This window comes from Pantoea sp. XAF26B01_ASV70 (genome assembly GCF_054512635.1).
Map to the genome: position 1 here is coordinate 273664 of NZ_JBTNCJ010000002.1, position 13395 is coordinate 287058.

11 protein-coding genes are annotated in these 13395 nt (G+C 53.4%); 7 read left to right on the forward strand and 4 right to left on the reverse strand.

Features of this window, described 5'->3' with window-relative positions:
* Positions 1-318: 318 nt before the first annotated feature.
* Positions 319-1704 (forward strand): diaminobutyrate--2-oxoglutarate transaminase, encoded by a 1386-nt coding sequence (locus tag ACX8ZY_RS20775; RefSeq protein ID WP_010247239.1) that lies wholly within the window; start codon positions 319-321, stop codon positions 1702-1704.
* Between the two features lie 14 nt (positions 1705-1718).
* On the forward strand, positions 1719-3185 hold the full coding sequence (locus ACX8ZY_RS20780) for a pyridoxal phosphate-dependent decarboxylase family protein (RefSeq protein WP_010247242.1): 1467 nt from the start codon (positions 1719-1721) through the stop codon (positions 3183-3185).
* A gap of 144 nt (positions 3186-3329) precedes the next feature.
* Here ACX8ZY_RS20780 and ACX8ZY_RS20785 read toward each other — a convergent pair whose 3' ends face one another.
* Positions 3330-4205 carry a LysR family transcriptional regulator gene (locus ACX8ZY_RS20785; protein WP_421665513.1) on the reverse strand — a complete coding sequence of 292 codons (876 nt, stop codon included), beginning with the start codon at positions 4203-4205 and terminating at the stop codon, positions 3330-3332.
* Positions 4206-4374: 169 nt separating this feature from the next.
* On the opposite strand from ACX8ZY_RS20785, the gene ACX8ZY_RS20790 reads away from it, so the two are divergent.
* Positions 4375-5379: an NAD(P)H-dependent flavin oxidoreductase gene (locus ACX8ZY_RS20790; RefSeq protein ID WP_421665514.1), complete on the forward strand. Its 1005-nt coding sequence runs from the start codon at positions 4375-4377 to the stop codon at positions 5377-5379.
* A 386-nt stretch (positions 5380-5765) separates the two neighbouring features.
* Positions 5766-5900 (forward strand): hypothetical protein, encoded by a 135-nt coding sequence (locus tag ACX8ZY_RS20795; RefSeq protein WP_254920067.1) that lies wholly within the window; start codon positions 5766-5768, stop codon positions 5898-5900.
* 276 nt (positions 5901-6176) lie between these two features.
* Here ACX8ZY_RS20795 and ACX8ZY_RS20800 read toward each other — a convergent pair whose 3' ends face one another.
* On the reverse strand, positions 6177-7490 hold the full coding sequence (locus tag ACX8ZY_RS20800; protein ID WP_421665515.1) for an MFS transporter: 1314 nt from the start codon (positions 7488-7490) through the stop codon (positions 6177-6179).
* Positions 7491-7697: 207 nt separating this feature from the next.
* On the opposite strand from ACX8ZY_RS20800, the gene ACX8ZY_RS20805 reads away from it, so the two are divergent.
* Complete coding sequence (locus ACX8ZY_RS20805; RefSeq protein ID WP_010247254.1) at positions 7698-8009, forward strand: VF530 family protein; 312 nt, start codon at positions 7698-7700, stop codon at positions 8007-8009.
* Positions 8010-8082: 73 nt separating this feature from the next.
* Here the strand turns inward: ACX8ZY_RS20805 and mqo are convergent, their stop codons facing one another.
* The gene (gene mqo / locus ACX8ZY_RS20810) at positions 8083-9732 is read right to left on the reverse strand and encodes a malate dehydrogenase (quinone) (RefSeq protein ID WP_033760335.1); all 1650 of its coding nucleotides are present in this window, start codon (positions 9730-9732) and stop codon (positions 8083-8085) included.
* Positions 9733-10038: 306 nt separating this feature from the next.
* Between mqo and ACX8ZY_RS20815 the strand changes: the two genes are divergently transcribed.
* Both ACX8ZY_RS20815 and dcuR read left to right on the forward strand, forming a co-directional pair.
* A complete protein-coding gene (locus ACX8ZY_RS20815; protein ID WP_425021208.1) occupies positions 10039-11673 on the forward strand; it encodes a sensor histidine kinase in 1635 nt (544 codons plus the stop codon).
* Positions 11670-12389, forward strand: coding sequence for a two-component system response regulator DcuR (gene dcuR / locus ACX8ZY_RS20820; protein WP_009093030.1), 720 nt, complete (start codon positions 11670-11672; stop codon positions 12387-12389). The genes ACX8ZY_RS20815 and dcuR overlap by 4 nt, the downstream gene beginning before the upstream one ends.
* On the opposite strand, the gene ACX8ZY_RS20825 is transcribed toward dcuR, so the two are convergent.
* On the reverse strand, positions 12383-13345 hold the full coding sequence (locus ACX8ZY_RS20825) for an FAD:protein FMN transferase (RefSeq protein WP_421665516.1): 963 nt from the start codon (positions 13343-13345) through the stop codon (positions 12383-12385). The two genes, dcuR and ACX8ZY_RS20825, sit on opposite strands and share 7 nt — an antisense overlap.
* Positions 13346-13395 lie beyond the last annotated feature (50 nt).

Genomic DNA, 13395 nt, shown 5'->3' on the forward strand with positions numbered 1-13395 from the left:
CCCTTTTTGATAGCGTTTTGCCCCGGAAACAGCTATTTACACAGATTATTATCATTGACTTAGCACGCTCCGCGCCGGGTAAGCTGGTGTTTTTACGCCACTTATTAACAACGGACTAGCGAAGCGGCAATAATGTATACGTTCACAAACTCACCAAATGATTGATTCCTATAGCAAAGAATCTGTTATCTGCCGATAAAATTAAACGTTGAGTCGGACCTTAAAAACACCTATATTGGCCGCGCTTAAAACACATACCCCAATTTAAATACATTTATTCAACTGCGACGCTACGCCCGTCCCGGTTGTAGGAGAGATATGATGACGGATAAAGTCCGTATTGATAGTTTGAATGCACAGAACTTAAACGCAACCAATGAAACCTATTTAGCCCGTCAGGCTGAATTTGAATCAAACGTTCGAAGTTATCCTCGCAAATTGCCGTTCGCGATTGCGAAAGCACAGGGTGTCTGGATCACAGACGTCGAGAATAATCAGTATCTCGACTGTCTTGCAGGTGCCGGAACGCTGGCATTGGGTCATAACCATCCAGACGTTCTGCAGAGCATTCAAAATGTCATTACCAGCGGCTTGCCGTTACATACTCTTGATTTAACCACGCCGTTAAAAGACGAGTTTTCTGAGTACCTGCTCTCGTTATTACCGGGTCAGGGCAAAGAGTACTGCCTGCAGTTTACCGGCCCGTCGGGCGCGGATGCCGTTGAAGCGGCGCTGAAACTGGCGAAAAAACACACCGGTCGTTCCGGCATCATCAGCTTCTCTGGTGCGTATCACGGCATGACCCACGGCGCGCTGTCTGTTACCGGCAACCTGTCACCGAAAGAAGCCGTCGACGGCTTGATGCCGGAAGTGCAGTTCATGCCTTATCCGCACCTCTACCGCTGCCCGCTGGGCATTGGCGGTGAAGCGGGCGTGAAAGCGCTGACCTACTACTTCGAAAACCTGATCAACGACGTTGAGAGCGGCGTTCGTAAACCGGCAGCCGTCATTCTGGAAGCAGTTCAGGGCGAAGGCGGTGTTAACCCGGCTCCGGCTGAGTGGCTGCAGCGCATCCGTAAAGTGACCAAAGAGCATGGCATTCTGCTGATCATCGACGAAGTGCAGGCGGGCATTGCCCGTACCGGTAAATTCTTCGCCTTTGAGCACGCCGGTATTGAGCCGGACATCATCGTGATGTCAAAAGCGGTCGGCGGCGGTCTGCCACTGGCGGTACTGGGCATTAAGAAAGAGTTCGACGCCTGGTCTCCTGGCCACCACACCGGCACCTTCCGTGGCAACCAGCTCGCAATGGCGACCGGCCTGACTACGCTGAAACTGCTGAAAGATAACAACATCGCTGACAAAGTTGCTGCACAGGGCGAATGGCTGAAAGGCAAACTGGGCGAGCTGCAGCAGCGCTACCCGGTAATCGGCAACGTGCGTGGTCTGGGTCTGATGATCGGCATTGAGCTGGTGAAACCTGACGAAGCCGCTGATCACATGGGCAGCTTCCCGGCAGACGGCGAGCTCTCCGCGCTGGTACAGAAAAAATGTTTTGAGAACGGCCTGATTCTGGAGCGTGGCGGACGTCACGGCAGCGTATTACGTCTGCTGCCTTCCCTGCTGATCACAGATGCAGAACTGGACGTGTTTATGGATAAATTTGAAAACGCCCTGCTGTCAGCTGGCGTGAAACCAGTTTGAGTGGAGTGAATGCAATGTCCCGGTTAAACCCGATTCTGGCGGCCTCAGCACAAAGTACCGAGGCCTACCAGCAGGCGATTGCCCAGAGTAGCGCGGCCGTCGTGAAGTGGCTGGAACAACCTGAGATGTATCAGGGAAAAACCGTCGCAGAGCTGCGCGAGCGCATTAAGCTGGACTTCAATCCTCAGGGCCTGGGCAACCAGGCCGCGATTGAACGCGCCATTGAGTACTTCCTCAAAGACAGCCTGTCGGTTCATCACCCGCAGTGTGTGGCGCATCTGCACTGCCCGAGCCTGGTTATCAGCCAGGCAGCGGAAGTGCTGATTAACGCCACCAACCAGAGTATGGATTCGTGGGACCAGGCACCTTCAGCCACTCTGATTGAGATGAAGCTGATTGAGTGGCTGCGTTCCCAGGTCGGTTATCAGTCCGGCGACGCGGGTGTCTTCACCAGCGGCGGCACCCAGAGCAACCTGATGGGTCTGATGCTGGCGCGTGATGCCTGGTTTGCCCGCCAGGGTCATTCTGTTCAGCAGGATGGTTTAACCGGCGATCTGAAGAAGATTAAAGTCTTCTGTTCAGAGAATGCGCACTTCTCGGTTCAGAAGAACATGGCGCTGCTGGGTCTGGGCTATCAATCCGTGACGCAGGTGAAATGCGATCGCTTTGCCCGCATGGATATGGATGACCTGCGCCACAAACTGGCAGCCTCCAAAGCCAACGGTGAAAACATTCTGGCGATTGTTGCCACGGCGGGTACTACCGATGCCGGTGCGATCGATCCCCTGCGTGAAATCGCGGCGCTGGCGGCCGAAGAGAACATCTGGGTGCACGTCGATGCGGCCTGGGGCGGCGCGCTGCTGCTCTCAGAAAAGTATCGTGACTATCTGGATGGCATTGAGCTGGTCGATTCCATTACCCTGGACTTCCACAAGCAGTTCTTCCAGACCATCAGCTGTGGTGCTTTCCTGCTGAAGGAAGCACGCCACTATGAGCTGATGCGCTACCAGGCGGCCTATCTGAACTCTGAGTTTGATGAAGCGCAGGGCGTACCGAATCTGGTGTCCAAATCGCTTCAGACCACCCGCCGTTTTGATGCACTGAAACTGTGGATGGGTCTGGAAGCGCTGGGTCAGAAACAGTATGCCGAAATCATCGATCACGGTGTGACACTGGCGCAGCAGGTTGCACAGTACGTTGATGAGCAGCCTGCGCTGGAGCTGGTGATGAAACCGCAACTGGCCAGCGTGCTGTTCCGCTATCGTCCGGCGCATCTGGCGCACTTCAGCAGTGCGGATATTGCGCTGCTGAATCAGCGCATCGGTGATGCCCTGCTGGAATCGGGCCGCGCCAACGTTGGTGTAACCGAGTTCGATGGCGTGACCTGCCTGAAGATGACCCTGCTGAATCCGACAGTGACGCTGGAAGATATCAAAGTGTTGCTGACATTGGTGGAAACCACGGCACAGCAGCTGGTGTAAATAGTGGCGTCAGGGTCACTATCAGAGGCGCCTCAGGGCGCCTTTTCTTTTACTGTGTTTACCCCTGTTCTTTCATCGGTGAGGCCACAGCGCCTGTGAGCTGGTTTGCCGGACATCTTCGCCTATGCCCCTTTTGTGTAGCCCCTAACCGATTTTGTATTGACTTACCCATTCAGCACAAAAATCCAGATACGCGAGTGTGATGGCTGAAGGATGTTTGTGCCGGACATAGACCAGATGTAAAGGCATCGAGTGAGTCGGATAATCGGGCAGCAGTCGCACCAGCTTCCCGCTCTCCACATCAGGTTTCACTAAAAAATCAAACAACAGCGATACTCCGGCACCGCTCAGTGCGTAATGACGCAGGCCCTGCGTGTTGTTGGAGGAAAAAAAAGGCTCAAATTTTACCTTCTCGTCTCCGGATACCCACTCAAAGGAACCACTGTTAAGCCCTTCCCAGCTGGCTATCGGGCACGTCGCCAGCGCCGCGAGCGTCTGCGGATGACCAAAGCGTTCAGCCAGTTCAGGCGTGGCAACAAACCATGCCTCGACATTCATAACCGGTTTCGCAATCACATCTTCGGTATGCAACTCGCCCAGCCTGAGTGCCACGTCAATGCCATCTTCAAACAGATCCACCACTCTTTCCCCTGAGTGGCAAAACACTTTGATATCAGGATAGCGTTGCTGAAACGCATGCAGCAATTCCCACCAGATGGTGAAGTCAGGCGGCACCGATATTCTCAGCTTGCCCGCCAGTTTGTGCGCAGACCTGACCGTTTTGGTGGCCTCTTCCAGCAATTCAAGGCCAGGTCGCGATTGCTCAAAGAACTGTTGTCCTTTATAGGTCGGCCTGACCCCTTTCTTTGATCGCTCCAGCAACTGTACACCCAGTGCCCGCTCCAGCTCGTTCACTTTCCGCACCAGCGTAGAGATGGGGATAGCTGTTCTCTCGCTTGCCGCTGAAAAGCTGCCTGCCTGAACGACTGCAATAAAGAGTTTTGTCGCGTTGAGATCCATTATCTTTCCATATCTGGCAAACATGTACCCAATTCTGACCATTTACTTCTTATTTTCAACTATTAAACTCCCTGTTTTGGCTAAGAGAATAAAAATAAAACGGCCTGTAAAAAAATTCTTATTTTAACGAATAAGTCTGGCTACACCGTATCCGGATAAGGAAAAAGCGATGAAAAACCGTGTGACAGAAATTCTGAATATTCGCTATCCCATTATTCAGGCACCCATGTACTTTCTGACCAATGCAACGTTTGTTGCCGCAGTATCAAACGCAGGCGGATTAGGCATAATTGGCCCCAACGCCGGGCAGGATACATTGCCAGACTCTCGTTTCATGGCGCTGGAGCGCATGCGTGAGCAAATCAGAAAAACCAAACAGCTGACCGATAAACCTTTTGGGGCAACCCTGATCAATGGGCCGGATATGAGTTTCTGGCGGCCCACCGCTGAAATGTTTGTTGAAGAGAAGGTAGATGTCGTTTTAGTTAATGAAGTGCTTGATGCCGAAATATTCGATTTTCTGAAACAACATCGCATCAAAATCCTTTATCGTGCGCTGACGCCTGACGTAGCGAATTCTCAGCAGGCTGAAAAGCTTGGCGCCGATATCATTGTCGCCACCGGATTTGATGAAGGCGGCACCGTGCCATCACGCATTATCGGAACGTTCAGCATCGTGCCTATGATCGCTGACAGTGTGAAAATTCCGGTGCTGGCGGCAGGCGGCATTGGGGATGTGCGTGGCGTGCGTGCAGCCATGACGTTAGGTGCAGAAGGCGTCTGGATAGGCAGCCTGTTTTTAACCGCGCAGGAGAACCCGGCGGATGAGAAGGTTAAGCAGCTGATTGTTTCATCGAGCGCAGAAGATTTGCTACTTTTCCGCACCCTGCCCGCTTATTACCGGACATTGCCAACGCCGCTCAGCCCCAGGCTGGCAGAACTTGATGCGCACGGCGCTGACCGTGAAACCCTGTTCACTGCAATGAATGGCTACCACTCTTTATGGCAGGCGATGCGACTGGGAAATCTTGACAAAGGCGTCGTTTCGACAGGCACCGGCATCTCGATGATCAAATCGGTGCGAACCGTTGCAGCCATCGTCGCCGATCTGGCACAAGATTTCATCACTCAGCCGGAGAAACAGAAATCTGACGACACCGTTCTCAGTCTGTAATCTGTTTAAAGTTAGTGATGTGACCGCCACCAGCGGGATCCGGTTGTCGGATGAGTCCCGACCGGGTCCAGCGTGCTGCCCGCAGTGTTCAACTGTGGGCCGTTATTCAGCTTTTCCTCTTCACAGCCTGAAGCCATACAGGTTCAACCCTTTTCAGTCAAACAGACACAAGATAAATTAACAGCTTTTATTCCCTCATTTAGATTTCGTTTATTTTATAATTTGCATGACGCCTTTATTTCAGCAGAGTCTGGAAAACCGCATCGCGATCAATATATAAAGATTTTACTTCAGCCATAATTAATCAACACTCACGTTAAGTCACTGATAAAAGTGAATAACATATTACAGATAAGAATAGTTTAATTTCACAGGAATTAACGCTTATGCTCCTGCGTAAAATAGTTATCATTCTTCTCGGTATGATTATGGCTGCTGTCATCATTATTGCCGACAACCATGCTCATAAAGTTAATTGCCGTGATCAGGTTTTCAGTTTGCCATCATCGCAAAGTGAATGACCTTGTCTGAATCCTTCTCTCCAGCATCCTCTTTGGCTTCAGACCTGTTGGCGGTGTTGATGAAGCGTGAAGGCCAGAGACTTTGACCCGGCTGAATCGCTTGCGGGATAAAACCCTGTTACATCGGCCCGAACAGAGCGGCACGTTACGCCAGTGATATTACAACTGCATTTCTGATAAGCAGGCTTGTTTGTTGCCCTTCCTGGCAGACCTGCCAAAAAAGGCTGCATGGCACTTATGCAGCCTGAATTTCCCGCTCAGCTCGCTTACCGACACTTAGCGCGACGGTGGCTCATCCAGCAGACGCAGATGGTCATCTTTGTTCAGGGTCATCAGCGCAACAATACTGACCAGCGCAGTCGCCATCACATACCAGGCGGGGATATCGGGATTACCGGTCTGTTTAATCAACCCGGTGATGATCAATCCGGCACAGCCTGAAAACACCGCGTTAGAAAGCGAATAGGCCAGACCCAGTCCGGTATAACGCACCCGCGTCGGGAACATCTCTGCCAGCATTGCAGGCCCCGGTCCGGCCAGCAACCCGACCACTCCGCCCGCGATAAACACCACCAGCGCTTTAAGCAGCAGCCCGGTGCTCTCTGCCTGAAGTATGTTAAGCAGAGGCAGAGAGAGCACCAGCAGCAATACCGCCGCCGTCACCATCACCGCACGGCGGCCAATCCTGTCACTCAGCATGCCGGCCGGGATGATGGTGGCAGCAAAGCCCAGGTTCGATATCACCGCAATCAGCAACGCCTGGTTAAAACCGGTGTGCAGCGATGCCTGCAGGTACGTCGGCATAATCACCAGCCAGGTGTAACCGGCCGCCGACCAGACCATCAGCCGACAGATACCGAGCAGGATCGTTTTCAGCGTATCGCCAAGGCTGGCGTCAACTTTTGCAACGGGTTTTGCCTGCTGCTGAATAAACGCCGGGGTCTCCTCCATCTGAACCCGCAGCCAGAGCGCGATGACACCCAGCGGCAGGGCAATGAAGAACGGGATGCGCCAGCCCCAGCTCAGCATCTGCTCCGGCGACAGCAGCAGTGAGAGCAGCGCTACGATGCCCGCGCCAGCCAGTAATCCCAGCGCCACAGTAAAAGATTGCCACGCCCCATAAAGGCCCCGCTTACCGCGCGGTGCAAACTCGGTCATCAGCGATACCGCCCCGCCATACTCACCCCCCGCGAACAGGCCCTGCAGAATACGCAGACCGGTCACGATCAGCGGCGCCAGGATGCCCAACTGGGCATAGGTGGGCACCAGGCCGATAGCCGCCGTCGCCAGCGTCATCATGATTAACACAAAAATCAGCGTGGGTTTGCGCCCGATGCGATCACCCATCCGGCCGAAAATGATTGCTCCGAGTGGACGGAAGAAAAAGGCGATGGCAAATGACGCATAGGTCAGCAGAAGCCCGGTCAGCGCTGACTCCCCTTCCAGCCGGAAAAAGTTCTGCGCTATCACGGTGGCAAGAAAGCCATAGACGGCAAACTCATACCATTCAATGAAATTACCTACCGAACCGGCAATCAGAGCACGTTTACGGCTGGCGGAGCTGAGCAGATTATCGACGGGCACAGACATGGCAGGAGATCCTTTTTGAGCATCATCAGTCGCTTATGATTAGCACAATCGCCGCACGCCTGCGCACTCTTCTGCCTGTCACGTTAACTCAGACACAGAAATCTGCGCTTAACGCGCCACGGCACGCCCTTTTTCACCTTCACGCCTTGCACAACGGCTTTACGATTGTCAGGATGTGCGGCATTGAATGAATCAGGCGGATAGATGATGAACGCACAAACCTCAAAAGATCCTCTGCATGGCGTAACGCTGGAGATGCAGATAAACAGTTTAGTCGCGCAGTATGGCTGGGCGGAGTTGGGAAAACGGATCAACATTAACTGCTTTAAAAGCGATCCGAGTGTTAAATCAAGCCTGAAGTTTTTGCGGCGCACGCCCTGGGCGCGGGCTGAAGTCGAAGCGCTTTATCTCGCCTCGTTAAAAGAGGAACCAGCCTCCCGCGAAGCACCGTCTGAAGAGGCGGATCAAGCACCCGCAGAAGATCCCTGGGGCAACTGGCGCGGTAACCAGCCGGAGTAACGGGCAGAAAACGCAGCAATAAAAAAGCCCGCGCAGGATAACCTGTGCGGGCTTTTTTTACGTCAGGTCGCTGTTACAGCGCCATGTCGTGCTTCGCTGAAGGCGCTGCCTGCTCAGGCTGTGCTGCTGGTGCCTCGGCTGCTTTGCCATCCATGTTGATAACCGGCGGCGTGGTCAGCTGCAGAGTCGCAGCGGTGTCATTCCATACCTGCTGCAGCATCGGCACATTGTCATTCAGTTTCTGACCGTAGCCTGGGATCATCTTGTGGATTTTGGCCTGCCATTCCGCTGACTTAAACTCTTCCGGGAACAGTTTCTGCATCACGCTTAACGCGATAGGCGCAGCGGTCGATGCACCAGGAGAAGCACCCAGCAGTGCCGCCACGGTTTTCTGCTGATCGGTCACAATTTCTGTACCCAGTTTCAGCACGCCACCTTTGTCAGCATCTTTCTTGATGATCTGTACGCGCTGACCGGCCTGAATCAGTTTCCAGTCCTCTTTCTTCGCGTCCGGGTAGTACTCTTTCAGCGCTTCGAAGCGATCTTCTTCTGTCAGCATCACCTGGCCAACCAGGTATTTCACCAGGTCGAAGTTATCCATACCCACATCGGTCATTGGCACGATGTTATGGGTAGTGGTGGTGCTCAGCAGGTCAAACAGTGAACCATTTTTCAGGAACTTGGTTGAGAAGGTCGCAAACGGTCCAAACAGCACGACGCGTTTGCCATCCAGATAACGGGTATCCAGATGCGGAACGGACATCGGTGGTGCACCGGTAGACGCCTGACCGTAGACTTTCGCCAGGTGACGATCGGCAATCGCCTTGTTTTCGGTTACCAGGAATGAACCACCGACCGGGAAGCCTGCATAGTTTTCCGCTTCCGGGATGCCGGTCTTCTGCAGTAATTTCAGCGCGCCGCCGCCAGCACCAATAAAGACATATTTCGCGTCAACCGCACGCTCGTTACCGTTTTTGGCATCTTTAATGGTGACGTGCCACGAGTTATCACCGTTACGTTTGAAATCGGTGACTTCAGACGAGGTTTCCAGACGGAAGTTGTCATTCTTCTTCAGGCTGCCGATTAGCTGACGGGTAATTTCGCCGTAGTTTACGTCGGTGCCGACTGGCGTCCAGGTTGCGGCCACTTTCTGCTGTGGATCACGACCTTCCATCACCAGCGGTGCCCACTGTTCGATCTGCTTGTGATCGGTAGAGAACTTCATGCCCTGGAACAGCGCGGTTTTCTGTAACGCCGCATAGCGTTTAGTCAGGAAGTCGACGTTGTCGCCCCAGACGAAGCTCATGTGTGGCGTTGAGTTGATGAAAGAGCGCGGATCGTGCATCACACCCTCTTTGACCTGCGAACTCCAGAACTGGCGTGAAACCATGAAGGCTTCGTTGATTTCCAGCGCTTTCGTCACGTCGATCGAGCCGTCTTTACGCTCTGGCGTATAGTTCAGCTCCATATTGGCAGAGTGACCGGTACCGGCGTTGTTCCAGCCGTTAGAGGATTCCAGTGCCACACCATCCAGCTTCTCAACCATGATCTGTTTCCAGCCAGGCTGCAGCTCTTCCAGCATGGTGCCCATTGAGGCGCTCATGATGCCGCCACCAATTAACAGGACGTCGGTTTTTTCTGGTGAAGTTTCAGCATGCAGTGCTGAAGAAACTAACAAGGCCGCGAGGGAAAGAGTGGGAATAACTTTCTTTGAATTCATCATTTTAATCTACAGCTCAGACGGTACTGGTTAAAAAAAGTCCTTAAAGTTTAAAATAATGTTATTTGTGAGTTAATGTGAAAATAGTTATAAAATTAAAAATAGCAATTTAGCCTTAATTTAATTACAAAAGGCTTACCGAATTGCTCACATATTTTAACCACACATTAAGGGTGTCCTTTGAATTATACAATCCCCTAACACAAATATTGTTCTCCGGCGATTGCCCGCGCGCAGACCGCTAAAACTGTACTGATGCGGTCAGTTAGCGTATGTTTCCGGGCGATCTCCCACCCGTGCTGAACGCCAATGACAAGCCAACCACAGAACCTACATGCCGTGACTAAACGCCCCATGAAACTCAGTACCCTGACCACCCTGATGATGACCGCGGTTATCGTCACCGTGCTGCTCGCTGTCCATCTGCTCTATTTTGTGCAGATCGATAACTTTGCTCAGTCGCATCTTAAAGATAAGGCGATGGCAGTGGCACGCACTCTGGCAGACAGCCCTGAAGTGCAGCGTGGGTTACTGTTACCGGACGGCAGCAGCCAGATTCAGCCACTGGCTGAAGCCGCGCGCAAACGCAACGGCCTGCTGTTTGTGGTGGTGACGGATATGCGTGGCATTCGCTTTTCACACCCAAACGCGGCGGTGATTGGCAAACATTTTGTCGGCAACGATATCTATCCGGCACTCAGCGGGCGGGAAAATGTGGCGGTAAATCACGGCGTGCTGGTAGAGGCACTGCGGGTATTTACCCCGGTTTATAACGCAGATCATCAGCAGATTGGTGTGGTGGCGATCGGCATTGCGCTGAATGATGTGGCGGCGCAGATTGCCAAAAGCCGCTGGAACATTGTCTGGACTGTCTTATTTGGCGGCCTGGTGGGTCTGCTGGGGATTCTTATTCTGGTCAGGCGCCTGAAGAGCATATTGCTCGGGCTGGAGCCGCATGAAATCTCCAGCCTGTTCGAGCAGCGTCAGGCGATCCTCAATTCTATTAAAGAGGGTGTGATTGCGGTCGATGATGAGTCACGCGTCAGCCTGATTAACCACGCGGCGCAGCAGCTGCTGCATGAGACCACCCGCAAGATGCCATTAAGCGGCGATCTGATTGCTGAAGAGAGCGTGATGCACCGCCATCAGCAGGATGCGCTGCATGCGGGCAAAGCCTGGCACGATCAGGAGCTGACGCTGGGTAATCGCATCCTGATCAGCAATACCGTGCCGGTTCGCAGTCGTGACCGCATTATCGGAGCGGTAACCACCTTCAGGGACAAGACCGAGATCAGCCAGCTGATGCAGCGTCTGGACGGCATGGTAAACTATGTAGACGCGTTACGTGAACGGTCCCATGAGTTCATGAACAAGCTGCATGTCATTCTGGGCCTGCTGCATATGAAAAACTATGCGCAGATGGAAGAGTACATCCTGAAAACCGCCAACGCCTATCAGACGGAGATTGGTTCGCTGCTGCAAAAGATCAAATCGCCCATCATTGCGGGTTTCCTGCTCAGCAAAATCAACCGGGTGACCGATGAAGGCCATCAGCTGATTATCGATGAGGCGAGTTTTCTGCCCGACTGCGGCAGCGAGGAGCAGAGCGCGGTATTGATTACGGTGCTGGGCAATTTAATCGAAAATGCGCTTGAGGCGCTGGATCCGGAAACCGAAGGGGAAATCCACCTCATGCTGCATTATCAGAATGGCTGGTTAGCCTGTGAAGTGAGTGATGACGGACCCGGGATCGGCGGTACGCAGCTCAGCGCCATTTTTGAGCGTGGCGTCTCGTCAAAAGGCGAAGATCGCGGTGTCGGATTGTTTCTGGTTAAGCAGCAGACCGAAAGCCTGGGCGGCAGTGTCAGTGTCGAGTCGGAACCGGGTGTATTCACCCAATTCTTAGTACAACTTCCGTGGGAGAGAGGAATGATTACCCAATGATCAATGTGTTAGTTGTCGATGATGACGCCATGGTAGCCGAGCTGAATCGCTGTTATATCGGGCAGATCCCAGGCTTTACCTGCTGCGGCACCGCCTCAACCTTACAGCAGGCCAAAGAGCGGCTGGCGCAGGCCGAACCTCAGGTTGATCTGATCCTGCTGGATATCTATATGCAGCAGGAGAACGGTCTCGACCTGTTGCCGGAACTGCGCAGCGCAGGACGTCCGGTTGACGTGATTATTATCTCGTCAGCAGCAGATGCCGCCACCATCAAAACCTCACTCAACTACGGTGTGGTGGATTATCTGATCAAGCCTTTCCAGTTTGCCCGCTTTGAAGAGGCGCTGACTGGCTGGCGACAGAAAAAATCGCTGATGGATAATCATCAGTTCTATCAGCAGTCGGACGTTGATCAGTTGTTGCATGGCAATCCGCCGGGGGCCAGCGAGCAGAAGCGACTGCCGAAAGGATTAACACCGCAGACGCTGCGCACGCTGTGTCTGTGGATCGACGCCCATCCGGGTACCGAGTTCTCCACCGACGAACTGGCAACCGAGGTGAATATCTCTCGCGTCTCCTGCCGCAAGTATCTGATCTGGCTGGCGCAGATTAATATCCTGTTCACCAGCATTCATTATGGGGTCACGGGCCGTCCGGTTTATCGCTATCGCCTGCAGCCGGAGTATCACACTTTACTCAAACAATATTGTCAGTGAACCAGCCGGTAATCGGTGTCCAGTAACTGAAAAGAAAAGTGACGTTGTGACGAGCAGATCACCTGCCTGTCACGGGTCACAAATATCGCTTCAATGCCCGGTTGCTCCGCCAGGCAGGCAATGCCCTGTTCAACGCCGAGGCCATAAAGCAGCGTGGTGTAGATGTCGCCATCCAGTGAACGGTCAGAGATCACGGTGACGCTCAGCAGGTCGTTATCCAGCGGATGACCGCTACGCGGGTCGAGGATATGGTGATAACAGACGCCATCCAGCTCAAAATAACGCTCATAGATACCGGATGTCACCACCGAGCGATTATTCACGCTGATCACCCCGATCAGCTCTTCGGCCTCACCAAACGGTTTTTTCAGGCCGATTGCCCAGCCCGCCTCTTCTGGCGGCGCACCCACTGTCTGCACATTTCCGCCCAGATTAATCAGCGCACTGCTGACCTGCTGCTGGCGCAAAAAAGCCTGCACAACATCGGCGATATAGCCTTTGGCGATCGCGCCCAGGTCAATCTCCATCCCCGGCCGGGCCAGCATGACACTGCGGCTTGTGTCATCAAGAATAACGTCATGCGGATTCGTCAGCGCCATGCGCGCCTGAAGTTCTGTCTCTGATGGAACACGGTGGCCCTGAAAGCCGATTTTCCAGCACTTCACCAGCGGGCCGATAGCCAGATTAAACAGGCTGTCGGGCAGCAGGCTCACCGCATGCGCGCAGGCGATCAGGTCAAACACCGGCTGACTGACGACCACCGGATGCTGCCCTGCCGCGTGATTAATCGCCATCACTTCCGACGCCGCGCGGTTAACCGTGAAGAGATTCTCCTGCTGTTTAATCAGGCGGAAGACCTGTCTGGCCAGGGTCTGATTATCGTCGAAGAGTTTGAGCAGGATGGGTGAACCCATTAAGACAGCGGAGTAAGCATAGACACGCGCATCAGTTAACATAGGCGACTCTGCTTTAAAGAGAATAGAACGGCATCCGCAGAGCGCGGATG

Excerpts from the sequence above, each read along its gene's own strand:
- ACX8ZY_RS20790 (WP_421665514.1), top strand. The coding sequence starts at position 4,375 with ATGAAAAACCGTGTGACAGAAATTCTGAATATTCGCTATCCCATTATT.
- ACX8ZY_RS20805 (WP_010247254.1), top strand. The coding sequence starts at position 7,698 with ATGAACGCACAAACCTCAAAAGATCCTCTGCATGGCGTAACGCTGGAG.
- ACX8ZY_RS20795 (WP_254920067.1), top strand. The coding sequence starts at position 5,766 with ATGCTCCTGCGTAAAATAGTTATCATTCTTCTCGGTATGATTATGGCT.
- ACX8ZY_RS20780 (WP_010247242.1), top strand. The coding sequence starts at position 1,719 with ATGTCCCGGTTAAACCCGATTCTGGCGGCCTCAGCACAAAGTACCGAG.
- ACX8ZY_RS20815 (WP_425021208.1), top strand. The coding sequence starts at position 10,039 with ATGACAAGCCAACCACAGAACCTACATGCCGTGACTAAACGCCCCATG.
- ACX8ZY_RS20775 (WP_010247239.1), top strand. The coding sequence starts at position 319 with ATGATGACGGATAAAGTCCGTATTGATAGTTTGAATGCACAGAACTTA.
- ACX8ZY_RS20825 (WP_421665516.1), bottom strand. The coding sequence starts at position 13,345 with ATGTTAACTGATGCGCGTGTCTATGCTTACTCCGCTGTCTTAATGGGT.
- mqo (WP_033760335.1), bottom strand. The coding sequence starts at position 9,732 with ATGATGAATTCAAAGAAAGTTATTCCCACTCTTTCCCTCGCGGCCTTG.
- ACX8ZY_RS20800 (WP_421665515.1), bottom strand. The coding sequence starts at position 7,490 with ATGTCTGTGCCCGTCGATAATCTGCTCAGCTCCGCCAGCCGTAAACGT.
- ACX8ZY_RS20785 (WP_421665513.1), bottom strand. The coding sequence starts at position 4,205 with ATGGATCTCAACGCGACAAAACTCTTTATTGCAGTCGTTCAGGCAGGC.
- dcuR (WP_009093030.1), top strand. The coding sequence starts at position 11,670 with ATGATCAATGTGTTAGTTGTCGATGATGACGCCATGGTAGCCGAGCTG.